Raw genomic sequence first — 26,012 nt, 5'->3', positions numbered from 1 at the left:
GTTCTTGATGTATTTGCTGTTGAATGAATTTGTTTTCTTCTGTTATTAGAATATGTAAATTGGTTTCATTTAAAATGTATGACTGGATTGACAATACAACTGCTTCTTCATTAATGTGATCACCCTGTTGAATGATTTGCTTTAGTAGCTTTTTGCATGCTATTAATATTTCATTACTATTATTGATGTGTGGCTCATATTGATATAGCGAATAATATTGCAGATGAAACTGTTTTCGTTGTTCTGTATTGGAAAGTACTTTGTATGCTTCATTTATTTTTTTGAAATAGGAATTTAGTTCCTCAGAATTCCCCGTTTTATCTGGGTGGTATTGAAGTGCCAGTTTTCTGTAGGCCTTTCTAATAGTAGTTTCGCTGGCATTGGGATGAACCCTTAATATTTGGTAATAATCTTCCATGCTACTTAATTAGCCTCACAAAGTAAAGTATTAAGTTATAATAACAAGGCTATGCTTAACTTGTTTATTTAAAAAGGAATACCCAAATTAATATATGGTAAAAGCATTTTACTTTGGTCGGAATACATTATGCTAATTTCAAGTGGACCTAAAACAAAATTGTAGCCAAACGAAATTGCATAACCAGATAAAAATTTTGCTTTTTCAGGCATAAAATTTCCATTAATAAAATCATAAAAAGCCACATTTGCTCTAGGAATAATGTAACCATTGTTAAAAATCTGATAACGTAACCCAACTTGCATGGTTGCAATGCTATTTGTAACCACGGTGCCTTCTGCTAATCCTGAAAAAGTAATTTGGTTCTTATAAACATTGGTTAAACCTCCAACATTAAATGCGTTAATCACATCACCTGCATTTCGCCAATTAAATCCTCCTTGGAATTGTGTAAACAACGTTTTCTTTTTTGTAATAGGAATGTACTTTTCAGCATTGATGAATGCCCGATAGTAATTTTTATATTGAATGCCAATTGAATCGGGGGCTTGTACTTCTGTACCATTGATGTAATAATCGACATTCGGTGTTTGATTAATTACTGCCCCCAATTCTATATCAGTTTTACTTCCATTTTTGGGATAGATTGAATTGGTAAGTGAATTAGCTTTTATAAACAGGTAGGGATTAAAATAGCTAATACCTCCTCTTGCTTCAAACGCAGCAGGTATTTGTGGTTTATAATACAAGTTCTCAAAACGAATACCGCTGCCAACTGAAAGTTCACGAGTAGGAGAGTAACGAACATTTAAATCGCCCAGAAAATAATTTTGTTTAAATAAACCTTGTTTTGAAAAATTGTTATAGCTGTTAATATTGAGTGATTCAATTTGCATAGTAGCGGTAGCGGAGAAAGCTTTATGTTTTCCAAAATTTTGAATATGCTCACCCCGTAAACGCATATTCTCACCTATGTTAATAGTAATTTGACTTTTTGAATAGGGGGTAAAAAAGTTTCGACTAGTTAAATTTGTAATTAAACTAATGCCTGTAAATTGATTATAGTTAACACCCAATTTGGCAAATGTTAATGGATTCTCTTCCACGTCAAAAACAATTTGTGCAGTAGTATCTGTAATAGGTAATAATGAATACACAATTTTATTGTAATAACGGGTTCCAAAAGCTTTTCTAATATGTTCAGATAAATCGTTAGCACTATACCATTGGTTTAATGAAAACTGCATACGTTTTAAAAAGAAACTAGCATCGGTTTGATGCAAACCACGAATGGTAAATGCGGTTATTTTAACAGATGAAATTTTTGGCAATACTTGTTTTTTGAAGGGCAGTGAACCATAAATATTGCGCAGAGAATCGGCAATTTGTTTAAACTTAGGAAAGTACTTTTCACCTGCAATATTTCCGGAATCAATTATTTCGTTGGCAGACCCAAAACTGCCCATATTATATTCTTCTAAATGTTGTGGTATATAAGTATTACATAGTGCTTTTTCTTTAATGGCATCCTCATCATTTCTGAAAAATGCAATTTGCAGTAGCACCTGAATGATGTTATTAATTTTTTCTTTTGGCAATAAACCTCCGGCCACATTACTTCCAATTAAATAATCTGCTCCCATTTTTTGTGCATCAATTACCGGAAAGTTTCTTACTACGCCTCCATCCACTAATTTCTTTCCTTGGTAATCAACTGCTGTAAATACTGAAGGAATTGCCATACTAGAACGTACTGCATAAACAATTTCTCCACTATCTAACACTACACCATCACCGGTGGAAATATTGGTAGCAATACATTCAAATGCTTTAGGAAATTGTTTGAAATTTTTCATTTGGTATGCCGGAAAAAACAATTCATTTAGCTTAAGCCATAGTTCTTCCGATTCAATAACGCCGCTAGGGAGTCGAAAACTATTGTTTACCCATGGTAATTCAATTGCATATTTGCCATAATCATCCTTTTCTTGCATGCTGAATGAACGAAGAGAAATACTGTTGGACAGTAATTGATCCCAATTGGTTTGACGAGCAATTTTTTCAATCGTGTCGGCGGAATAACCTATTGCATAAAGAGAACCAATTACTGCTCCCATGCTTGTGCCCGTTACATAACGGATAGGTAGTTCTGCAGAATCAATAGCTTTTAAAATGCCAATATGCGCCAAGCCTTTAGCACCACCACCACTCAAAGTTAAACCAACAGCTGGTTGTTGTGCAAAGAGATTTTTTGTAAAAAATAAAAGCAGGATATAAGTAACTACTTTCATATCGGGAATGAAATGTGAATATACACGAAAGCAGCAGAGCAACAAAATGTGAATGAAAAATTGGTTTTAAGTATTGTTAAGTATCTAATCGCTTGGCAAACATATCATCAATTTTTTTAAAAAGGTGTTGAGGTTTAAATACACGCCACTCCGGTATTTCCAAAAGTTCAATATAGTAATTCAATTTCTTTTTTTTAAAATCTTCTTGAGTGGCTTGAGGCATATTTAAAGCAACAATCCATCCATTTTCTTCCGTTACTTCTTCAAACCATTCTTGGTAATATTCTCTGTCGCTACTATGAAAATTTAATACATTTTCGGTAATTAAAATGTACTTAGTTATGTGTTCAGAAAAAAGCTGATCTAGCACTTCACGTTTTAATTCCATTATATCATTTTCAATGGCATCGTTCCATTCCCCAAGCATTTCAATAATAGCATAATGTGCATCATAATCAGCAAATAAAATTTTTATGTATAGAGTTTTGCTGCCAAAATCATCCCATTGCGGATGAATGTAGTAATTATAGACTGTATGTGAATATTCAAATTCACTATAAGTTCTTCCGAAAAAGGGTGAATGCTTGTCTTCTTCAGAAATATATATGTGTCGCCAATTATAAAAAGGTTCAATGTTATGCATGTTGGTGTGCCTTGGCAACTTCTATCGCTTTTTTTACGCTGCCATATTGCAATAATAAAGATTTTGCCTTTTCATAAGTCATATTGTGGAGATGTTCCATAACCATTTTTGCACCGCGGTCAACCAATTTTGCATTGGTTAATTGCATATTTACCATTTTGTTATCTTCTACTCTGCCTAATTGAATCATTACGCTGGTGGAAATCATGTTCAATACCAGTTTTTGTGCCGTTCCGCTTTTCATACGGGTGCTTCCGGTTACAAATTCGGGACCAACAATTACTTCAACTGGGAAATCGGCAATTTTACTAATATCTGAGTTGGGGTTGCAAGAAATGCTACCGGTAAGTATATTGTTTTGTTTACAAACTTGCAAAGCACCTATAACATAAGGGGTACTGCCACTGGCAGCTAAACCCACCACAAAATCGTTTTTACTGATATTGTGTTGTTGAAGATCTTTCCAACCTTGCTCAATATCATCTTCTGCATTTTCTACTGCCTGGGTAATTGCTTTTTCACCTCCGGCAATAATACCTACTACTAAACCATAGGGAACACCGTAAGTGGGTGGACATTCGCTAGCATCTAAAATGCCTAATCGGCCACTGGTTCCTGCACCAATATAAAATAAACGTCCTCCCGCTAGCATTACATCGCTAATTGCGGTAACTAAAGCTTCAATTTGTGGTAAAGATTTTTCAACAGCTATGGGTACAGATTTGTCCTCATCGTTAATGTGTTGTAAAATTTCCATCACCGACATTTTTTCTAAATGCCGATATTTAGATGATTGTTCTGTAATTTTCGTCTGTTGGTTCATGTTTACTTCATTATCGATGATAGGCAATTAACCCTTCCATGGGTTTTTGCAGTATTTTGCCTACTTTAAATTCATATGCCGTACAAAGTTCCTGCAAAATGTCGCTAAATCCAAATGCAACACTGCCAATAAAATTAATAGGATATTCCCAAATTTCCTTGTATTTAAGTAAATGTTGATAAAAAAAATCGTTTAAGCCATCTTCAATAATATTTTCAATCATATAATGGCCGCGGTTTTCTGCAAGAAATAGGGTAAAGCTAGCTAAGTATCGATTCGCTAATGGTTTTTGGTAGACATTTTCTAAGATTTCAGTAGGACTTAGCCCATATTGTTTTTTAAATTTCTCCATTAATTCCGCATCAAAGGTTTCGTATAAATAATATTGAACTACTTTTTTACCTAAATAGGCTCCGCTGCCCTCATCACCAAGAATATAACCAATACCGGCTCTGTTTTTTACAATTTTTTTGCCATTGTAATAACATGAATTAGAACCGGTTCCTAAAATACAGGCTATTCCATTTTCATTTCCACATAATGCCCTGGCTGCAGCTAAAATATCAGTATTCACTTCAATTTTGCTTGATGGGAAGATTGACTTTAATACTTTGTTCACCATTTTAGCATGATTAGGATTACCTAAACCGGTTCCATAAAAGTGAACAGAATCAATGCTTGTATTTTTTGATAAGTTAGGTAGAACTTCTTTTCGAATTATGTCAGTCATTGCTTCTTTACCTAAAAAATATGGGCTAAGCCCTTGAGTAGCAAAGCTGGTTGTTTTACGGGGTTGTATTAGGCACCATTCGCATTTGGTAGCGCCACTGTCTGCAACTAATTTAATGGCCATAATAATAAGGTTATACTGTAAATGTGTGCAACAATACCCATACATTTCAACATTAATACGGATATTCGCAAACTCAAATCAAGATACAAAGAAGCAACATTATATGTCAGGAAAAAAATTAAGTATTTGGTTACCTTTTCTATTGGCGGTTATTTTAATAATAGGAATGGTTTTGGGTTATCAGCTTAATGTAAATAATTCTTCCGATGGTTTCTTAAAAAATGGTGCACCCTCATCATTACAAGAAGTAATTCATTTAATTGACAATAAGTACGTTGACGAAATTAAACCTGATAGTTTTAAACAAGCCCTGATTCAGCAAGCATTGGCCAATTTAGATCCCCATTCTGTTTATATACCACCGGCAGATTTAAAAGAGGTGAATGAAGAATTGATGGGCAATTTTCAGGGAATTGGAGTTGAGTTTCAGGTATTCAATGATACCATCAATGTTTTGGGAGTAATGCCCAATGGCCCTGCAGAGAAAGCAGGGATTAAAGTTGGCGATGCTATTTTAAAAGCAAATGACTCTATCAACCTTATTGGTAAATTATCAACTGATAGTATTAAAAGTAAGTTGCGAGGTCCCGCCGGATCAACGGTTAAATTAACGCTTTTACGTAATGGTAAGACAATACAGTTAACTGTAACTCGAGGCAGTATTTTAGTTCCTTCCGTAGATGTTGCTTATATGGTAACCCCCGATATTGGATATCTTAAAATTAACAAGTTTGGGGAACGCACCTTTGAAGAGTTTATGCAAAAACTGGAACAATTGCAAAAGCAGGGAATGAAAAAATTAATTTTGGATTTAAGGGGTAATGGTGGTGGAATTCTTACAGAAGCTACAGCTATTGCCGACCAGTTTTTGGATGATGAAAAACTTATTGTTTATACCGAAGGCGCACATTCACCACGTATTGATTACCGTTGTAAACGGGATGGTATTTTCGAAAAAAATCCTTTAGTAGTACTGGTAAATGAAACTACAGCTTCTGCCAGTGAGGTTTTATCGGGCGCTTTGCAAGATTGGAATAGAGCAACGATAATAGGTAGAAGAACATTTGGCAAAGGTCTGGTGCAACAACAATTTCAATTGAGTAACGGTGGAGCATTGCGCCTAACGGTTGCCCGTTATTATACCCCTTTGGGAAGAAATATACAAAAACCCTATAATAAAGGTAAAAATGTATATGATGAGGAGCTGATGAATCGTTTTCATGATGGAGAGTTACTTAAGCTAGATTCGTCTAAACTGAAAGGCCCTGCATTTAAAACACCCAATGGGCATTTAGTATATGGCGGTGGAGGAATTACACCCGATATTTTTGTGCCATTCGATACAACTTTATTCCGTGTTTCACTCGAAAAAATTTTCGCCAAGAATACTATTAACAGGTATGTGTATAAATTATATTTAAAGGATACAACCTATTTTCATAACTTTAAAAATATAACTGAATTTCAACAAGCATTCCAACTAAACACAAATAATTGGAAAGAATTGGAAAATTATTTGCAAGCCGATTCATTGCAAATGCCTAAAAATGCAGAAGCACAGAAGGAGCTTGCAATACACATTAAAGCTTTATTGGCTCGTCAACTTTTTGGCACTTCGGGCTTTTATGAAATAATGAATGCCAATAACGAAACTTTTAAAAAAGCTTTAGAAGTATTGCAATAGTTGTTAAAGTAACACGTTTATGAAATTTAAGATGCTAAAACTTAACTTGCTTAATGGAAAAAATTTATATTCTAAGAAAAGATAAGCTAATCATAGGCCCTTTTAATAGTAAAAAAATTGCTCAAAAAGGGTTAAAAGTTACCGATAAAATATGGTATGAAGGCTTAGAAGATTGGACTCCTGTAGAACAAATAGCACATTTAGCTCCTTGTATTGTTACTGTACAACCTGTCAATAATAATCTTTCTTTTTTTCAAAAGCTCTTTTCTTTCTTGAAATAAATTTCTTCCTGCTTTCAATTCATACAACTTTCTTGTGTAGTTTTAGCAAAAAAAATGGAAGCGCAAATTTGGAAAGGTATTTTTCCGGCATTAACTACTCCTTTTACACAAAACGACACATTAGATTTACCCTTATTTATTACTCAAATTCAAGCACAGTTAAATGCTGGTGTACATGGTATCATTATCGGAGGTTCATTGGGTGAAGCAGCGGTTTTATCATTAAAAGAAAAAGAACAGTTATTGCAAACTGCGACAAATACCAATAAGGCCAAAGTGCCAGTATTGTTAAATATAGCTGCTGCAACTTTAAAGGAAGCTATTGAAACAGTAAGAATGGCCGAGGTTAATAACGCACATGGCTTTATGTTATTACCACCAATGCGTTATAAAAGTGATACACGTGAAACTACTTATTTTCTGCAATCAGTAGCCGGTGCTACTAATTTGCCAATTATGTTATACAATAATCCGGTTGACTATGGTACAGAATTAACTATTACTATTTTGAATCAATTGGCTAAACACGAAAATATTATTGCCATTAAAGAATCTACCAGAAATATTACTAACCTTACTATTTTAAAAAATCATTTTCAGAATCGTTTTGCTTTGTTTTGTGGAGTAGATACCATTGCAGCTGAGAGCATATTAATGGGGGCTGATGGTTGGGTAGCCGGTTTGGTGAATGCTTTTCCCCGCGAAACGGTGGTTTTATATGAATTAATAAAACAGAAACGAATTGACGAAGCTATTGCATTGCATAGATGGTTTTCGCCACTATTAGAGTTGGATATTCATGCTAAATTGGTGCAATACATTAAATTAGCACAACAAGTAAAAGGTTTGGGAACTGCATATGTTCGTTCGCCCCGCTTAATGCCCGAAGGTGCTGAACTTGATAATGTTTTAAACTTAATTAAAAAATGTGTAGCCAATCATCCCGGTTTACCGAATGTGTAACTTTAGGATTAGTTTATTTTAAATTCGTAAATTATGGTAGTAATTGATCAAGTTATGCAAAAGGCATATCATGCATTTCAGTTATACAAACACTATTCTCCTCAAAAAAAAGCCGATTTTTTACGTAGCATAGCTTTTGAAATAGATGCAATTGGCGATGCATTGCTGCAACAAGCCTCCAATGAGACAAATTTACCCATTGAACGATTAAAGGGTGAAAGATTTAGAACTACCAATCAGTTGCATTTGTTTGCTGACATGCTGTTAGAAGGTAGTTGGGTTGAAGCAGTGATAGATACTGCTATTCCGGACAGAACGCCACCTAAGCCTGATTTAAGAAGAATGCTATTCCCAATTGGGCCTATTATTGTTTTTGGAGCCAGTAATTTTCCTTTTGCTTATTCAACTGCAGGGGGAGATACTGCGAGTGCTTTATCGGCAGGTTGCCCGGTAGTGGTAAAAGCACACCCTGCACATGCAAAAACATCCGCCATGGTGTTTAGTGCAATACAGAAAGCAGTAGCTACCAATAAAATGCCAAATTTTGTTGTGCAACATGTTACTGATACATCTTTTGAGGCGGGTAAAAATTTAGTACAGCATCCCTTAACTGCAGGTGTTGGTTTTACAGGTTCATTGAATGGAGGTAAAGCATTAATGCAATATGCAAGTGAACGAGAAAAGCCTATACCGGTTTTTGCTGAAATGGGTAGCATAAATCCGGTTGTTATACTTCCAAATGCCATGCATGAAAGAGCTGAAGCCATTGCAAAAGAATATGCTCAATCTATTGTTTTGGGCGTGGGGCAATTTTGTACTAACCCGGGTTTAATATTAGGCATCGCTAATGAATATATGCCTGTTTTTCTACAAACATTAAGTGAGCAAATTAGCAATGCAATACCTTCACCTATGCTACACAAAGGCATACACGATGCTTACTTTAATAAAATGAAAAATGCGTTGGCTCAAAAAGGCGTAAACTTGGTACAGCAAAGCAATCAGCCGCTGAAAGAAATGGATGCATTACCCACCATTGCAACAGTTAAGGCTAATGTATTTTTGGACAATCCCTTATTGCGGGAAGAAGTATTTGGTCCGTACTCATTAATTGTACAATGTGCTGATTTGCATGAGTTATTGCAGGTTTGGAAAGCAGTAAGTGGTCAGTTAACCACTTCGATTATCGGGAATAAAATTGATTTTGAAGTATTGCCAGAATTAATAGATATAGCTGCTGATATTGCAGGACGTTTAGTATTTAATGGTGTGCCTACCGGTGTTGAAGTTTGCCCTGCAATGGTACATAGTGGGCCATTCCCTGCTTGTACCGATAGCCGTTTTACTGCAGTAGGTATTCACTCTGTTAAGCGTTGGGTAAGGCCGGTTGCCTTTCAAAACGCACCTGAAGCCTTGCTTCCTTCTGCTTTAAAAAATGAAAATCCATTAAACATTTGGCGCATGGTGAATGCGCAATTTACCCAAGCTGCTATTTAATGCCATAAGATAAATATGAAGAAAACTTTTTTTTGTATTGATGCTCATACATGCGGCAATCCGGTACGGTTAGTAGCCGGTGGTGGCCCTGTGTTATATGGGAATAATATGAGCGAGAAGCGACAATATTTTTTGAAAGAATATGACTGGATTCGAAAAGGGCTGATGTTTGAACCCCGTGGACACGATATGATGAGTGGCAGTATTTTATATCCACCTCATCAACCTGAAAATGATGCTGCCGTTTTGTTTATTGAAACCAGCGGCTGTTTACCCATGTGTGGTCATGGAACAATTGGTACTGTAACCATTGCCATACAGGAAGGATTGATCATACCCAAAAAACAGGGTTCTTTGCGATTAGAAACTCCGGCCGGCATTGTGCCTATTTCTTATACAGAGCAGAATAAAAAAGTTACAAGTGTTCAGCTAACCAACGTTGCTGCTTATTTAGCTGCAGAAAACATAGTTGTTTTTTGCGAGGGGTTAGGTCAGCTAAATGTAGATGTGGCTTATGGGGGAAATTTTTATGCAATTGTTGACCAACAAGAAAATTTTTTGGGCATAGATAATTACAAGGCCGAACAATTAATTCACTTTGCACAAATTATTAAAAGGGAAGTAAATATGTCCATGAATTTTGTGCACCCCGAAAATGAAACCATTCGTGGTTGCAGCCATGTTTTATTTACAGGAAACGTAATAAATGCCAATTCAACTGCGCGAAATGCTGTTGTATATGGTGAAAAAGCCATTGATAGAAGTCCTTGCGGAACCGGTACTTCTGCCCGTATGGCTCAATGGTACACCAAAGGAAAATTAAAAAAAGGCGATGTTTTTATTCATGAAAGTATTATAGGCTCTATATTCAAAGGAACCATTGCCGAGAAATTGATTTTGGATGGGAAGCCCGCCATTCGACCTTCTATTGAAGGTTGGGCAAAAGTGTATGGCTATAATACCATACAAATTGATACGGATGATGATCCTTATGCATTAGGTTTTCAAGTTTTATAAAAAAATATACATGAAAATTATAGTTATTGGCGGTGGTATTATTGGTTTAAGCAGTGCCTATTTTTTATATCAATCCGGACATCAGGTTACTATTATTGATCAAACTGATATGCTAAACAATTGTTCATATGGTAATGCAGGATATGTTTGTCCCAGCCATTTTATTCCATTAGCCACACCCGGAATTGTACGGCAAGGTTTACGTTGGATGCTGAAAGATACCAGCCCCTTTTATGTGCAACCCCTATTAAGTAAACCATTAATTGATTGGGGCATAAAATTTATGCGCAGTGCAACATCTGAAAAAGTTGAAAAAGCAGCCATCCCATTGCGTGATATAGCTTTGTTTAGTCAACACATATATGATGCTTTAGCAAAACAGCCCGAATTTAATTTTTCCTATGAGCATAAAGGTTTGTTAGAAATATTTCAAACGGAAAAAGGTTCTGAACATGCTAAACATACGGTAGAAAAAGCACATGAATTAGGGTTGATAGATACGAAATTATTAGATTATAATGCCTTGCAGGCAATGGAGCCTCAAACTAAAATAAATGCTTTAGGGGCCATTTTTTTTCAATGCGATGCACATTTATATCCTAATAAATTAATGGCTCAGTTGCTGCAGTATTTGCAAAATAGCGGTGTTGCCTTGTTGCGTAACGAACCTGTAATCGGGTTCAATACCCAACAACAAAAAATTTATTCAGTTATCACTAAAAATAATTTTTATGAGGCGGATGCAGTTGTTTTGGCTGCCGGTTCATGGAGCCGCGAATTAGCGGCACAACTAAAACTATCTATACCACTAATGCCGGGGCGTGGGTATTCCGTTACATTAGAAAATTCACCTTATAAAATTAATCATCCCGCAATTTTGGTGGAAGGAAGGGCTGCATTAACGCCAATGGATGGAAATAAAATTCGTTTTGGCGGAACAATGGAAATTACGAGCGTTAAATCGCCACCTAAAATGCAACGTGTTGTTGGTTTATTGCAGGCAGTGCAAAGATTCTTTCCTGAATTTATGGTACCTGTTCCACCAATAGAACAAGTTTGGTATGGGTTTAGACCTTGCTCAGCAGATGGTTTGCCCTATATCGGCAAGCCAAAACAATGGAATAATTTGGTGGTTGCAACCGGCCACTCTATGTTGGGGTTAAGTTTAGGGGCAGGTACAGGGAAATTGGTGTCTGAGTTGCTAAATGAGCAACAACCTTCTATTTCTTTATCGGCTTTTGATGTTAACCGATTTGAATAAAATATTTTTATTTTGATAATAACATTTATTGTTGCTGCATTTCAGCCATTTCTCTGTGTTGTTAATAGAAATTTTAAGCTTATTTCAATTACTCTATTAATTTGGTAGACTATATTTGCTCTACTAAATTGGTAGACTAATGAGTATTTTATTGAAAATTTACACCCTTAAAACATGCAATTGTTGTTGATTATCAGCTTAATAAATCAAATTAATAAAAAACAATTGCAAATATGAATCATACATCAACCGAACAACTTCAACAATTACAAAAGCAAATTCAGGGGAAAAATGAGTGGGAAGCTTTAGATTTCTTGGCTAAATCATTCCCAAATAAGGTAGTTTTTTCAACTAGTTTTAGTTGGGAAGATCAAATTATTTTGTTTTGGATATATCAGCATCACATTAATATTCAACCTTTCACTTTAGATACCGGACGGTTGTTTCCTGAAACTTATGCTGTGTGGGAGCGAAGTAGGGAAAAATATGGTTTAGAAATAAAGGCATATTACCCTGATGCTTTGCAAATTCAAAATTTTGTTTCCCAAAATGGCCCTAATGCTTTTTATCAATCAGTTGAAAACCGTCAAACCTGTTGCCATATTCGGAAAGTTCAACCGTTACAAAAAGCTTTAGCCAATCAAAAAGTATGGATTACCGGGCTTAGAGCGGAACATTCACAGCATAGACAACAATTGCCCATCTTGGAGTGGGATAGTACTTATGCAGTTTTTAAGTTTCATCCGCTTTTACATTGGTCAACTGAAGCAGTCAAAAGCTATATTCAAAACCAAAACATACCTTATAATCCGTTACACGATAAAGGTTTTGTGAGCATTGGTTGTGCACCCTGTACCCGTGCCATTCAACCCGGCGAAAATTTTAGAGCAGGAAGATGGTGGTGGGAAGATGCCAATAAAAAGGAATGTGGCTTGCATATACATTCCCAATTAACAACCATTCAATCGTAAATCGATTTAAAGAAAAGTACATGGAAAGATATTTAGATCATTTAGATCAGTTGGAATCAGAAGCTATTCATATTCTAAGGGAAGTTGCCGGTCAGTTCGAAAGGCCTGTTCTACTGTTTAGTGGGGGGAAAGATTCTATTACATTAGTTCATTTGGCTTTGCGTGCATTTAGACCCGGTAATTTTCCCTTTCCTTTATTACACATTGATACCGGCCATAATTTTCCTGAAGCCCTGGCATTTAGAGATCAGTTAGTGCATGAAATTCAGGAACATTTAATTGTTAGGAAAGTAGAAGATACAATGAAAGTTAAAAATTTACCTGAACCTAAGGGTAAATTTGCCAGCAGAAATGCTTTACAAACATTTACCTTACTCGATGCCATTGACGAATTTAAATTTGATGCCTGTATAGGTGGCGCTCGTAGAGATGAAGAAAAAGCAAGAGCCAAAGAAAGAATATTTTCTGTTCGTGATGAATTTGGACAATGGGAACCTAAATTGCAAAGACCCGAATTATGGAATATTTACAATGGTAAAATTCACAAAGGAGAAAATGTTCGTGTATTTCCCATTAGTAATTGGACTGAGTTAGATGTATGGCATTACATTCAACGCCATCAAATAGAATTGCCCTCTATTTATTTTGCCCACGAACGTGAAGTAATTGAACATGAAGGTCAGTTAGTAGCTGTTTCACCTTATATTAAAATTGATGAAACTGATGTTGTTACAAAAAGGCGGGTACGTTATAGAACTGTTGGTGATATGAGTTGTACTGCTGCTGTGGAGTCTAATGCGGATACTCTTGAAAAAATTATTAATGAAATTGTAGCTACCAAAACCAGTGAACGAGGTGAAACTCGTATAGATGATAAGGTGTCTGAAGCTGCTATGGAAGACCGCAAGAAAAACGGATATTTTTAAATTTTGTAAATGAGCGCATATGGATATTTTACGTTTTATAACTGCCGGAAGTGTTGATGATGGGAAAAGTACCTTAATAGGGAGGTTATTGTATGATAGTAAATCAATCATGATTGATCAATTAACAGCTATACAACAACAAACTAAGCATAAAGCAGTGGGCGAAATTGATTTGGCATTATTAACCGATGGCTTGCGTGCCGAACGTGAACAAGGTATTACCATTGATGTAGCTTACAAATATTTTTCAACCCCTAAACGAAAATTTATTATTGCCGATGCACCGGGGCATATACAATATACCCGAAACATGATTACAGGTGCTTCTAACGCTAATTTAATTATTGTATTAATTGATGCACGAAATGGTGTTGTTGAACAAACCAGACGACATTCATTAATTGCTTCTATTTTAAAAATATCCCATGTGGTGGTGGCTGTAAATAAAATGGATATGGTGGGTTATGCAGAAGATGTTTTTAATAATATTATGATTGATTATGCCGTTGTGGCAGAAAAGTTAGGATTAAAAAATGTAACCTACATTCCCATCAGTGCATTGAAGGGCGATAATATTGTAGAAAAATCAACAACAATGTCATGGTATGATGGAAGTTCATTGTTGTCATTTTTAGAAAATGTGCCGGTACGCAATGATGTTAACTTATCTGTTACACGTTTTCCTGTTCAATATGTTATACGACCACAAGGCGAAACCTTGCATGATTACCGAGGTTATGCAGGGAAATTGATTAGTGGTATACTAAAAGTTGGAGATGCAGTTAGTGTTTTGCCACAGGGTATTAATACCCATATTGCATCTATTGAACACAATGGAAAAAATGTAGAAGAAGCATTTGCGCCACAAAGCATTATTGTGCATTTGGCTGATGATGTTGATGTAAGTAGAGGAAATGTAATTGTTCCTGTTCAACAACAACCTTTGTCAGATAAAGCGTTTTCAAGTATGATTTGTTGGATGGATACAAAACCTTTGCAAATAGGCAATCGTTACTGGTTACAATTAAATTGCACATTGGTAAAATGTATTGTTACAAATATCAATTATGTGCTAAATGTTCATTCACTTACTAAGCAGGAGCACATAGATAAAATTCAGTTGAATGAAATTGCATCAATAACTTTAAAAACGGCAACACCATTAGTTTATGATAAATATGAATCATTACCTGTTAATGGTGCAGCAATTTTAATTGATGAGGCAACCAATGTAACAGTAGGGGCTTGTATGATACAATGATAGTATTCGTTAAAAAGTTATAATTTCATTGCGCAACAATGATTTAAAATAATTGTTTATTAGTTATGAACGAATCTACTTTTTTACAAACATTGTATCATCGCAATAAAAAATGTTATCAGGTTTTCCCCGATAAACATGCTACTGAAAGTTTTATTGATGATTTATTTCATTTGTGTTTCGTGCCCAAGAATAATGGCTTAGGTGGTTTAATGGCCATACAACGTGATTATGCTGATTTAAAAGTTCGATTTCAAAGTATTGTAAGTGGTTTTTTGCCCGATACCAAAGCAATAGATGATATAACCAATCAGTTTTTTGAAAAGATTCCTGAAGTGTACGAAGTGTTGTTAGCGGATGCACAAGCCATTTTAAGTTCTGATCCGGCAGCGCAATCGTTGGAAGAGGTATTGGTTGCTTACCCTGGTTTTTTTGCAACAGCTGTTTATCGCTTTTCCAATGTATTGTGGCACCTGAACCTGCGGTTATTAGCTCGTTTGTTAACTGAAATTGCACACAGTAAAACCGGTATAGATATACACCCGGGTGCTACAATTGGTCATTCTTTTTCTATTGATCATGGTACCAGTGTTGTAATTGGTGAAACTTGTATTCTTGGTAACAATGTTAAATTATATCAAAGTGTAACATTGGGTGCTTTGAGTGTTGATAAAAAAGATGCTACTACCAAAAGGCATCCTACTATTGAAGATAATGTGGTAATCTATTCAGGGGCTACAATTTTAGGCGGTGATACCATTATTGGGCACGACAGTATTATTGGAGGTAATGTTTGGTTAACCTATAGTGTTGAACCATTTTCTGTGGTGTATCATAAAAGTGAAGTAAAGGTTCGTGACAATAATCCATTTCCCGAACCATTAAATTATGTTATTTAATATTTATTATGAAGGCAAATAATATTTTAGGCATTATTGGTAATACACCTCATGTAAGGTTGAATCATATTTATCCCAATCACCAACAGGTTTGGATGAAGCTGGAACGTGCCAATCCCGGTGGCAGCATTAAAGATAGAATTGCACTTGCCATGATAGAAGATGCTGAGCAAAAGGGTTTATTAAAACCCGGCGGAATTATTATTGAGCCTACATCCGGTAATACCGGCATTGGTTTGGCCATGGTTGCAGCCGTTAAAGGTTATAAAGTGGTTTTAGTAATGCCTGAAAGCATGAGTGTTGAAAGAAGAAAATTAATGGCGATTTACGGGGCTGAATTTGTGTTAACCCCTCGCGAAAAAGGAATGAAGGGAGCAATTGAAAAGGCCAATGAATTATTAAAGGAAAATAACAATGCCTGGATGCCTCAACAATTTAATAATCCTGCAAACGTAGCTATACATCATCAAGCTACAGCTCAGGAAATATTGAATGATTTTCCTGATGGTGTTGATTATTTAATAACTGGGGTTGGAACCGGTGGTCATATAACCGGTGTTGCCGAAGTGTTGAAAAAGCATTGGCCCCAATTACAGGTATTTGCAGTTGAGCCCGAACTTTCACCTGTTTTAAGTGGTGGAAACCCGGGGCCGCATCCCTTGCAAGGCTTAGGAGCAGGTTTTATACCTGCCATACTTAAAACCGAATTATTGAATGGGGTAATTAAAGTTAGTAAAGAAGATGCTTTTCATTTTACACAAATGCTGGCACGTAAGGAAGGTATTTTAGCCGGTATTTCAACCGGTGCATCATTGGCCGCAATAGCACAAATTATTTCCCATATTCCTGAAAATAAATTAATACTTACGTTTAATTACGATACAGGTGAGCGTTATCTATCAGTAGATGGCTTGTTCTGATTTAAACACTAAATTTTTTTAAACAATAACTCTACTATTTCAGTAGACTAATAAATAAAAAACCATGGGTAAAGTTGTAATAATAGGAGCAGGGCCGGGTGATCCTGATTTAATTACAATCAAAGCTGTAAAATATTTACAATCAGCCAATGTTGTATTGGTAGACAGGTTAGTGAGTGAAGAAATTTTAAATCAATATGTTTCAAGCTCTGCAATCATTATTTCGGTTGGTAAAGAATGCAGTAAAAAGGTTTCTACACCTCAGCAAGCCATTAATGATTTAATTGTACACTATGCTGCAAATCATGCTTTGGTTATTCGCTTAAAAGGTGGTGATGTTGCTTTTTTTTCCAATGTTTTAGATGAATTGCAGGTGTTGAAGGAAAATAAAATACCATTTGAGATTATTCCCGGAATAACTGCAGCTTCAGCAGCTTCAGCATATGCAGGTATTCCACTCACAGCACGAAATTATGCTTCTGCAGTTCGTTTTTTGACTTTGCACAATTCAAATGAACTTTCAAATACTCAATTCAAAGAATTAGCGGCAACATCTGATACATTGGTTTGGTATATGTCTTCTGCAAATTTGAATCAACTAGTTGAAAGTTTAATTGCTAACGGAATTGATCATAGTAAATGGATTGCCGTTATTGAACAAGCTAGTACACCACTGCAGCGTGTGTTTTCAACACCAATATTGCAATTTTCTGTGAAATTTGGGCACTTAAGCTTTTTATCCCCTTCCTTAGTAATTGTGGGTAAAGTGGCTGAATTGTCAACTGCATTTAGTTGGTTTAAGAGCAGTAATTCTAAAAATGCTTTATACTTTCCTGCATTAAGCCAAAAATATAATTTAAATTTTTCACCTTCTTTTTTATTTGATTATGTTAGCAACACCTAAAATGCAAACTGTTCTTAATTTGGTACAAACATCCAGTAAAGAAGAACTGATATGGATTAACGGATATATTGCCGGTATTATTAACGAACAGCAAAGTATTGTTGTCGATAATAAAAAAGCTATCGGCGTTGAAAACAAAATAACCATTATTTACGCAACCGAAACGGGCAATTCAAAACAATTAGCCACTCAATTTGCAAGTATTGCAAAAAAAAATAAACTACCCGTAAAACTTTATTCGGTAGATCAATATGTTTTTAATCAACTTCCAAAGGAAAATATATTAATTGTTGTAATTAGTACACAGGGTGATGGTGAACCGCCTGCGGCTGCACAAGTTTTTTTCAATTCTTTATTTAACGAAAATATCCAGTTGAACAATTTAAATTATGCTGTTGTTGGTTTGGGCGATAGTAGTTATCCAGAATTTTGTAAGGCAGGAATTGATGTGGATGCTCAATTAGATAAATTAGGAGCCAATCGTTTACAGCAGTTATTAAAATGCGATGTAGAATATGAAGCTGTTGCCATGAATTGGTTTCATGAATTGTTGCAGTTATTGAAAAATCAACAATCACCAATTCAACAACCCCAAATAAACACAATTAGTTCAACAGTAAAAAATGAAAAAAAATTTTATGAGGCATGCATAACCAAACAAATATTGTTGAATGATGTGGGTTCAACGCACAATACCTATCATATAGAATTAAGTGTAGCTGATATTGATTATTTGCCTGGAGATTCAATTGGTATTTACCCGGAAAATAATCCTGAAACTGTACAATCCATTTTAGATTGTTTGCAGTTAAATCCCAATTATATTGTAGAATGGCGGAGTGAAAAATTTACAATTGAAAATTTATTGAAGAAAAAAGTAAACATTCATTACTTATCTGAAAAGTGGATTCAAAATTATGCCCAATCAGTTCAATGTGAAATTCCGTTTACTCGCATGGATTTATTGGATTTGTTAAAGATTTATCCCATCAATCCCAAAAATCAATTGAATGAAATTATTCAGTTATTGACCCCACAATTACCCAGGTTATATACCATTGCTTCAGCGCCGAATGTACATGAAGATTCACTTCATTTAACAGTTAATTTTGAAACATTTTTGGTGCAACAAACTATTAAATATGGTGTCGGTTCATCGTATTTAAAAAATTTAGAAGTTGGCAGTCAATTGTCATTTTTTGTACAAAAAAACAAAAGGTTTAAACTGCCCGAAAGCCACATACCTGTTATTATGATTGCTCATGGAACAGGTATAGCACCTTTTCGTTCATTTCTTCATCAACGCGATGCCAATGGTGATGAGGGTTTGAATTGGTTGTTTTTTGAAAATGAAAATTTTGTAACCGACTTTTTATATCAAACCGAAATTCAAAATTGGTTAGCACTTGGGCATTTAAACAATTTGCATGTTTGTTTTCAAAAAAATATTTTTCAACCTAGCACTTTAACGGAACAATTAATTAATAATAGCTATGAGTTGTTTCAATTAATTAATAATGGCGCTTACATATATGTAAGTGGTGAAAAAGAATATACCGGTTCAGTAATTGATGATGCTTTATTACAAATTATAGAAAATAAAAATGGGAAAGATGCAGCTTTGGCAAAGTTGCAACAATTGAAAAAAGAAGGTAGGTATGTAAAAGAAATTTATTAATAGTACAATATGGCTAATATGGAAAATGAAAATAAACTTTCATCAATTGAGAAAATTAAATTGAAAAGTAACGGTTTACGGGGAACCCTTGCTGAAAGCCTGAAAGATAGTTATACAGGTGCAATACGTGAAGATGATCAAGCTTTAATAAAATTTCATGGTATGTATCAGCAGGATGATAGAGACAGGCGAGAGGAAAGGGCTGAAAAGAAACTAGAACGATTATATTCATTTATGGTGCGGTTACGTTTAACCGGTGGATTATTATTGCCGCATCAATGGGCAGCTATACATCATGTTGCAGGTAAATATAGTACTGAAGTAATTAAAATAACCAGTCGTCAAACCTTGCAATTGCATGGCATTATCAAAGCTGATATTAAGCCTACTTTAAAAAGTTTTCATCAGGCTGAATTAACTACGATTGCAACTTGTGGTGATATTAATAGAAATGTTTTATGTTCAGCACATCCTGCATATTCCGTTTTGCATGAACAAGTTTTTGATGTAGCAAAAAAAATTACAAAAAAATTATTGCCCAAAACTCATGGCTATGCCGAAATATGGTTAGATGAAGAACGTTTAGACAACCCCGAGTTAGAAAAAGATGAATTGTATGAGAATCGTTATTTGCCAAGGAAATTTAAAATTGCAATTGCCATACCACCACATAATGATGTGGATGTTTTTGCTAATGATATTGGGTTAATTGCAATTGAAGAAGATAATCGATTAGTGGGATTTAATGTTGCCATTGGTGGGGGCCTTGCATCTACACATGGCAACCCGGTTACTTATCCCAGATTAGCAACCGAGATTGGCTTTGTGCAAGGTGAAGAAAATCTTATAAACGTAGTTTATGCCATTGCTGCTATTCAACGCGATTATGGGAATAGAGCCGACAGAAAATTCGCCAGATTAAAATATACCGTAGATAAATATGGTATTGATTGGTTTAAACAAGAAATTGAAAAGCGAAGTGGTTATCAATTTCTGCCGTTAAAACCTTATCAGTTATTGGAACGGGCCGATAAAATTGATTGGCATCAAAATCATGAAGGGAAATGGTATTATACGGTATTTGTAGAAAATGGAAGAGTACTTGATACCGACACAGCTCAGTTAAAAACAGCTTTATATGAAATTGCAACTAAAAAATTAGCAAACTTTAGGTTTACATGTAATCAAAATTTGATTCTCAGTGATATATTACCACTCAATAAACCTGCTGTTGAATCTGTTTTAGTACAATATGGAATCATTCAAGCAAATGTATTGTTTTCAGCAATTCGCCAGCGTTCAATGGCTTGTGTAGCATTACCTACTTGTCCATTAGCCTTAGCTGAAGCCCAGCGCTATTTCCCTTCTTTAATTTCCAAAATTGAATTATTGTTAGCTAAACATCATTTGGAAAACGAACCTATTATTATTCGAATGACAGGTTGCCCCAATGGATGTGCTCGTTCTTATGCAGCCGAAATTGGTTTAATTGGTACAGCTATTGGAAAGTATAACTTGTATTTAGGTGGTGATTATGCCGGATTTCGATTGAATAAACTTTACAAAGAAAGTTTAGATGAAACAGCCATTTTGCAGGAGTTAGATGCATGCTTTAAAGCATTTTCGCAATTTCGAAAAAGGGGGCAATCCTTTGGCGATTTTTCGAATGAATATTTTTTTAAATCATAAATTCAATTTTTTTTGATTAAAAGATTAATATATACCATTTCTTTTTCGGGCTGCTATTATTTTGCAACGGCACAGGTGCAAACAACAACCACTATGGCTGCTTGGGGCGGTTATTTTTTTACTGCGCCGGTATCATCCAAATGGTCGTTGGTAGGCGATGCACAAGTTCGATCTAAAAATGGCTTTTCACAACTTTTCCAATTTTTAATAAGAGCAGGTGTTGCATACAATGTTCGTCCTAATTGGTCAGTTATTGTGGGTACAGCCAATTTTCAATCCTCTGGTAAACTTTTTAATGAAGCTATTTTATTGAATGAATTTCGCTTATGGCAAGAAAATGCTTTGCAATTGGATTTATCACCTTTTAATTTATTTTTTCGAACCAGAATGGAGCAAAGGTGGTTACAGCGACCTGTAACAGATAGTACAGTAGGCATAAACTATATCAATCGTTTACGTAATAAAGTAAGTATTACTTATCCTTTATCTTCTACACTTATGGCAGAAATGGGAACTGAAGTGATGGTTGTGTCACATCAATCGAATATGATGGATTTACTGAGAGCTTTCGCGGGAATATATGTTTCCCTAAATAATAATGTTCGTTGCCAAATTCAATATTTATATCAATGCCAGTACAAAGCGGATGCTTTGGCACATTATCGTGATAATCAACACATAATTCGTATCAATATTTTACAAGATTTTTCCAGAAAATGATTGATAATACAAAGACATATCAAAAGCAGGCATTGGCTCATACTATTGAGCAAAATAATTTATTTCCTGTTTTTATAAAATTGGAAACCTTACGAGTGTTAATTATTGGTGGCGGAAATGTTGCTTTAGAAAAGTTAAGAAGCATATTGCAAAATGCACCCGGTAGTCAAATTACAATGGTAGCTATTCAATTTCATGCTGAAATTATTGAACTTCAACAACAATACAATAATATAACAATTATTCCGACTGCTTATACACCTTCTTTTCTGCAAAACCAACAATTGGTATTTGTTGCCGTTAATAACATTGCGTTAGCTGCGCGTATTTTTGATGATGCACATGCTTGTAATCTATTGGTGAATGTAGCCGATACGCCTAATTTATGTGATTTTTATTTAGGCGCAATTGTGCAAAAAGGCAATCTAAAAATTGCTATATCTACAAACGGTAAATCGCCAACAATAGCAAAGCGTTTAAAAGAGTTATTAATTGAAACAATTCCAAATGACGTAGATGCATTGTTGTATAATATGCACCATATTCGCCAACGCCTCAATGGTGATTTCAGATTAAAAGTTCAACAACTTAATTCATTAACACAATCTTTAGTTTCTAATAATATTTCACCCAATAAGTTGTTCCAAACCAAAGAAAAAAAATGGCAACAGATTGTAAAATGGTGTTTGTTGGCTTTTGTATTTATGATTTTAGGCCATACATTATTATCATTGTTGCCTTCCTTCAGTTGGAAATCCGGAATTGTAAAGTTGATAGATTTAATGGATTGGAAAGTTTTTTTGATGATGCTATTAACAGGATTTATTGCACAACTGGTAGATGGTTCTTTAGGAATGGGTTATGGCACAATTTCAACTACGTTTCTTTTAGCTAATGGAGTTAATCCTGCCATTGTTAGTAGTCGAGTGCATGCAGCTCGTGTATTTTCAAGTGGTGTTTCTGGTTACCAACATCATCGTTTTGGGAACATTAACAAGAAGCTGTTTAAAAATTTGGTTATTACCGGCACAATAGGAGCTGTGTTAGGAGCTACTTTAGCGTGCCTGTTACAAGCTTATGCTTTTTATATTAAAATTCCATTATCTGTTTATACCTTATTTTTAGGTTATCATATTATACGCAAAGCATTTTCCCAAAAAATGGTTGGTTCTAAAGTTAAACGGGCCGGGTGGTTGGCAGGCTTTGGAGGTTTTACAGATGCATTTGCCGGCGGTGGTTGGGGTACTTTAGTTACAAGTACTTTGATTGCAAAACGCAAGAATCCTCGTTATGTTATTGGTTCAGTTTGTTTAGCTGAGTTTTTTATTGTTTTTGCAAGCGCCCTTACTTTTTTTATTGTATTAAAACATATTCCATTGTTTGATGTAGCCGGTTTAATTATTGGTGGTGTTTTGGCAGCGCCTGTAGCCGCAAAATTAGCCGGGAGGTTGCCTGTCAAAAAAATGTATGTAGCGGTTGGTATAATGGTCATGATAACCAGTATTATCACACTATGGAAGGCATTACATTCCTTTTTTGTTTAGCTTTTTTTAAAAACATCTGATTGTTGAAAAAAGAAATTTTTATTAATAAAAGATAAAAAGCTCCTTTATTTCTAATTTTATATTATTTTTGTGCCCACAAACCATGAATATGTTTTCAAAAACATGTGAATACGCTATCCGGGCAATTTTATATATTGCACAAAAGTCTAAACACGGCATAAAGGTTAGTATTAAAGATATTGCTAAAGGCATTGGCTCTCCGGAATATTTTTTAGGGAAAATATTACAAGACTTAAGCAGAAAGGGTTTAATACAATCTTTAAAAGGCCCAACTGGCGGTTTTTATTTAGATGAAAGTAATTTACAATATACACTGGCCGATGTAGTGAAAGCAATAGATGGCGATAAAATTTTTAACGGATGCGGATTGGGTTTAAAACAATGTTCTGAAAAATCGCCATGTCCCATTCATAACGATTTTAAGAAAATACGCGCTGAAATTTTTGAGTTATTGCAACGTGCCAGACTGGGTGAGTTTAATGAATTGTTGGAAAAAAAGCTGGCCGTTTTAAAAAAATAATTTTTTTGCTTTAATAAAAGACAAAAACCTCTTAATATATTTTTATGTTTAAAAAATTTAGCCTTCTTCTAATTGGTGCAATATTGCTGTTGGTTGCTTTTCCTTTGAACCATGTATTTGCACAGGATGGTATACCCACCAGTTCATTTAGTTTTCAATCCATTACAGGAATCATGCTCATCATTATTACATTATTAATTCTGATATTACTGGCAGCCTTTGTACTTCAGTTAAAAGTAAAGGAAATGAATAAAGAACAACTTCAGTCTGATCAGGTGAATATTGAACAAAACATATCCACTTATATCAGTCGGTTTACAGCTGAGCAGATTGATCAATATTTTTTATGGAAGCAAAAAAGAAAGCGTAACAATCATCAAAATGGAAATAGTGGGGTGGGTACTACTGGAAAGACGTTTTTGTTCTTAGTGTTCCTGTTTTTTGCACAGCAATTATTGGCGCAGGGCCCGGCTCAAACTGTAACCGGAGAGGCCGGAATTGTCATCACCACAATTCTAATTTTAACACCCATTTTATTGGGGATTATTATTATGATTGTAAAAGTGATGAATGTTTTAAAGCGATATCGAAATAATTTAAAAATTAAAGAAGCTGAAAAATTGGCGGAGTATCTGCAGCAAAAAGATGATGTGAATTTAGATGCAGCATTGATGCAAAGAAAAGCTGCTTTAGATTTTTCACTTCATAATAATGAATTATCAGGCAATGCCCCGCCGTTAGATAAACGTGGATTGATACAAACTGATCCTGATCAGACTGAATTGCCGATTGCCGCAGCAAAGAAACGTGCTTTGAAACGCCCCAATATTGACCCTGCTTTATCTAAATTGGTATTATGGTATATTGGTTGTGCCGCTTTTTGGCTAATTTTTGGAACAACAATAGGGGAGTACATCGGAATAAAATTTGTAGCACCAGATGCAGATCATATCAGTTGGTTAAGTTTCGGGCGTTTAAGACCTGTTCACACCAATTCGGTATTTTGGGGATGGGCTTCTTTAGGTATGTTGGGTTTAGGATACTATATTGTTCCAAAAGTGAGTAATGCACCATTAGCCAGTTTTAAAAAAGGATGGTATACGCTCTATTTCATTAATGCTGCAGTTATTTTAGGAACTCTTTGTTTAATGGCAGGTATTAATAATGCCGGTGGTGAATATAGAGAATACATTTGGCCTGTAATGTTGTTGTTTGGGATTGGCCTGGTTTTAACCTTAATCAATTTTTTACAAACTATTGCTAAAAGAACAACCAAAGAAATTTATATTTCCAATTGGTATATTGTTTCTGCCATAATGTTCGGATTAATCATTGCATTGGTTGCTTATCTTCCCTTTTGGCAAGATGCTTTAGGCGAAACCATTATACAAGGTTATTATATGCATCAGGGGGTAGGTATGTGGTTCATGTTGTTTACTTTAGGCATTGTTTACTATTTTTTGCCACAACAACTAAATCGTCCAATATATTCCTATAGCTTAGGTATTTTAGCTTTCTGGACTCAAATCTTATTTTATACATTAATTGGCACGCACCATTTTGTGTTTAGTGCTATACCTTGGTGGTTGCAAACTGTTGCAATTGTTGGAAGTGCCGGAATGGCTATTCCTGTAATTGCAGGTACTACTAACTTTTTAATGACCTTTAAAGGCTCATGGTATAAAGTTGCAGATAGTTATACGCTTCCATTTTTTTTGGTAGGCATTATTTTTTATTTCTCTGGATCTATGCAGGGAACGGCAGAGGCTTTCCGTTCTTCAAATCTAATTTGGCATTTTACCGATTTTACCGTGGCGCATTCACACTTAACAATGTATGGAATCATATCATTTTTTCTTTGGGCAGCTATTTATGCAGTTGTTCCCAGATTAACAGGAAAAGAAGCACCACAGCTTACAATTGGTGCACATTTTTGGTTTGCATTAATTGGACTATTGTTTTATACTATTCCATTAATGATTGGCGCTACGTTTAAAGGAAACATGTGGTTGGAAGGAAAGCCTTTTATTGAATCGGTAGTAATGATGGCACCTTATTGGTTATGGCGCGCTATTGGTGGTAGCTTAATGTGGTTTTCTCATTTATTGTTTGGGTATAATTTTTATAAAATGTTAGTTGATACGAGTAATATTTCTGTTACTGATTTAGCAATTGAAAAGCTACAACTTGGAAATACTAATACTACTGAAACAAACGCTATTCGTTAA

23 protein-coding genes are annotated in these 26,012 nt (G+C 35.1%); 18 read left to right on the top strand and 5 right to left on the bottom strand.

Going from position 1 to position 26,012, the window contains the following annotated elements; translation table 11 throughout:
• The 5 genes from ACP5P5_RS08425 to ACP5P5_RS08405 form a co-directional block, all read right to left on the bottom strand.
• On the bottom strand, positions 1 to 418 hold a 418-nt coding region (locus ACP5P5_RS08425), incomplete at its 3' end, for a J domain-containing protein (protein ID WP_428285664.1).
• 68 nt (positions 419 to 486) lie between these two features.
• Positions 487 to 2,709 (bottom strand): patatin-like phospholipase family protein, encoded by a 2,223-nt coding sequence (locus ACP5P5_RS08420; RefSeq protein WP_428285663.1) that lies wholly within the window; start codon positions 2,707 to 2,709, stop codon positions 487 to 489.
• A gap of 76 nt (positions 2,710 to 2,785) precedes the next feature.
• Complete coding sequence (locus ACP5P5_RS08415) at positions 2,786 to 3,352, bottom strand: hypothetical protein (RefSeq protein WP_428285662.1); 567 nt, start codon at positions 3,350 to 3,352, stop codon at positions 2,786 to 2,788.
• On the bottom strand, positions 3,345 to 4,175 hold the full coding sequence (gene murQ, locus ACP5P5_RS08410; RefSeq protein WP_428285661.1) for an N-acetylmuramic acid 6-phosphate etherase: 831 nt from the start codon (positions 4,173 to 4,175) through the stop codon (positions 3,345 to 3,347). Before murQ ends, ACP5P5_RS08415 begins: the two co-directional genes overlap by 8 nt.
• Before the next feature lie 10 nt (positions 4,176 to 4,185).
• Positions 4,186 to 5,028 carry an N-acetylglucosamine kinase gene (locus ACP5P5_RS08405; protein WP_428285660.1) on the bottom strand — a complete coding sequence of 281 codons (843 nt, stop codon included), beginning with the start codon at positions 5,026 to 5,028 and terminating at the stop codon, positions 4,186 to 4,188.
• 103 nt (positions 5,029 to 5,131) lie between these two features.
• Here ACP5P5_RS08405 and ACP5P5_RS08400 point away from each other — a divergent pair, with 103 nt between their 5' ends.
• From ACP5P5_RS08400 to ACP5P5_RS08315, 18 genes are all read left to right on the top strand, one after another.
• Positions 5,132 to 6,712 carry a S41 family peptidase gene (locus ACP5P5_RS08400; RefSeq protein WP_428285659.1) on the top strand — a complete coding sequence of 527 codons (1,581 nt, stop codon included), beginning with the start codon at positions 5,132 to 5,134 and terminating at the stop codon, positions 6,710 to 6,712.
• A gap of 53 nt (positions 6,713 to 6,765) precedes the next feature.
• On the top strand, positions 6,766 to 6,993 hold the full coding sequence (locus ACP5P5_RS08395) for a GYF domain-containing protein (protein WP_428285658.1): 228 nt from the start codon (positions 6,766 to 6,768) through the stop codon (positions 6,991 to 6,993).
• Positions 6,994 to 7,047: 54 nt separating this feature from the next.
• Positions 7,048 to 7,956, top strand: coding sequence for a dihydrodipicolinate synthase family protein (locus tag ACP5P5_RS08390; protein ID WP_428285657.1), 909 nt, complete (start codon positions 7,048 to 7,050; stop codon positions 7,954 to 7,956).
• Between the two features lie 33 nt (positions 7,957 to 7,989).
• On the top strand, positions 7,990 to 9,453 hold the full coding sequence (locus tag ACP5P5_RS08385) for an aldehyde dehydrogenase (NADP(+)) (protein WP_428285656.1): 1,464 nt from the start codon (positions 7,990 to 7,992) through the stop codon (positions 9,451 to 9,453).
• Between the two features lie 15 nt (positions 9,454 to 9,468).
• The gene (locus ACP5P5_RS08380; RefSeq protein ID WP_428285655.1) at positions 9,469 to 10,470 is read left to right on the top strand and encodes a 4-hydroxyproline epimerase; all 1,002 of its coding nucleotides are present in this window, start codon (positions 9,469 to 9,471) and stop codon (positions 10,468 to 10,470) included.
• 10 nt (positions 10,471 to 10,480) lie between these two features.
• The gene (locus ACP5P5_RS08375; protein WP_428285654.1) at positions 10,481 to 11,731 is read left to right on the top strand and encodes an NAD(P)/FAD-dependent oxidoreductase; all 1,251 of its coding nucleotides are present in this window, start codon (positions 10,481 to 10,483) and stop codon (positions 11,729 to 11,731) included.
• A gap of 233 nt (positions 11,732 to 11,964) precedes the next feature.
• A complete protein-coding gene (locus tag ACP5P5_RS08370) occupies positions 11,965 to 12,702 on the top strand; it encodes a phosphoadenylyl-sulfate reductase (RefSeq protein WP_428285653.1) in 738 nt (245 codons plus the stop codon).
• Positions 12,703 to 12,722: 20 nt separating this feature from the next.
• Complete coding sequence (cysD, locus tag ACP5P5_RS08365) at positions 12,723 to 13,628, top strand: sulfate adenylyltransferase subunit CysD (RefSeq protein ID WP_428285652.1); 906 nt, start codon at positions 12,723 to 12,725, stop codon at positions 13,626 to 13,628.
• Between the two features lie 19 nt (positions 13,629 to 13,647).
• On the top strand, positions 13,648 to 14,889 hold the full coding sequence (locus ACP5P5_RS08360; RefSeq protein ID WP_428285651.1) for a sulfate adenylyltransferase subunit 1: 1,242 nt from the start codon (positions 13,648 to 13,650) through the stop codon (positions 14,887 to 14,889).
• A gap of 65 nt (positions 14,890 to 14,954) precedes the next feature.
• On the top strand, positions 14,955 to 15,788 hold the full coding sequence (locus ACP5P5_RS08355; RefSeq protein WP_428285650.1) for a serine O-acetyltransferase: 834 nt from the start codon (positions 14,955 to 14,957) through the stop codon (positions 15,786 to 15,788).
• Positions 15,789 to 15,796: 8 nt separating this feature from the next.
• A complete protein-coding gene (cysK, locus tag ACP5P5_RS08350) occupies positions 15,797 to 16,708 on the top strand; it encodes a cysteine synthase A (RefSeq protein WP_428285649.1) in 912 nt (303 codons plus the stop codon).
• A 64-nt stretch (positions 16,709 to 16,772) separates the two neighbouring features.
• A complete protein-coding gene (cobA, locus tag ACP5P5_RS08345) occupies positions 16,773 to 17,612 on the top strand; it encodes a uroporphyrinogen-III C-methyltransferase (protein WP_428285648.1) in 840 nt (279 codons plus the stop codon).
• Position 17,613: 1 nt separating this feature from the next.
• Positions 17,614 to 19,290 (top strand): diflavin oxidoreductase, encoded by a 1,677-nt coding sequence (locus tag ACP5P5_RS08340; RefSeq protein ID WP_428285647.1) that lies wholly within the window; start codon positions 17,614 to 17,616, stop codon positions 19,288 to 19,290.
• Positions 19,291 to 19,308: 18 nt separating this feature from the next.
• The gene (locus ACP5P5_RS08335) at positions 19,309 to 20,979 is read left to right on the top strand and encodes an NADPH-dependent assimilatory sulfite reductase hemoprotein subunit (protein WP_428285646.1); all 1,671 of its coding nucleotides are present in this window, start codon (positions 19,309 to 19,311) and stop codon (positions 20,977 to 20,979) included.
• Positions 20,980 to 20,991: 12 nt separating this feature from the next.
• Positions 20,992 to 21,699 (top strand): DUF2490 domain-containing protein, encoded by a 708-nt coding sequence (locus ACP5P5_RS08330; protein ID WP_428285645.1) that lies wholly within the window; start codon positions 20,992 to 20,994, stop codon positions 21,697 to 21,699.
• Entirely contained in the window at positions 21,696 to 23,243 is a 1,548-nt protein-coding gene (locus ACP5P5_RS08325) for a TSUP family transporter (protein ID WP_428285644.1), read from the top strand. Before ACP5P5_RS08330 ends, ACP5P5_RS08325 begins: the two co-directional genes overlap by 4 nt.
• Positions 23,244 to 23,352: 109 nt before the next feature.
• Positions 23,353 to 23,784: an RrF2 family transcriptional regulator gene (locus ACP5P5_RS08320; protein ID WP_428285643.1), complete on the top strand. Its 432-nt coding sequence runs from the start codon at positions 23,353 to 23,355 to the stop codon at positions 23,782 to 23,784.
• 44 nt (positions 23,785 to 23,828) lie between these two features.
• Positions 23,829 to 26,012: a cbb3-type cytochrome c oxidase subunit I gene (locus ACP5P5_RS08315; protein ID WP_428285642.1), complete on the top strand. Its 2,184-nt coding sequence runs from the start codon at positions 23,829 to 23,831 to the stop codon at positions 26,010 to 26,012.

It is taken from the genome of Hydrotalea sp. (assembly GCF_049968455.1).
Taxonomy (GTDB): domain Bacteria; phylum Bacteroidota; class Bacteroidia; order Chitinophagales; family Chitinophagaceae; genus Hydrotalea.
Note: the sequence above shows the minus strand (reverse complement) of the source record. Positions and strands in the feature narration are given on the sequence as shown.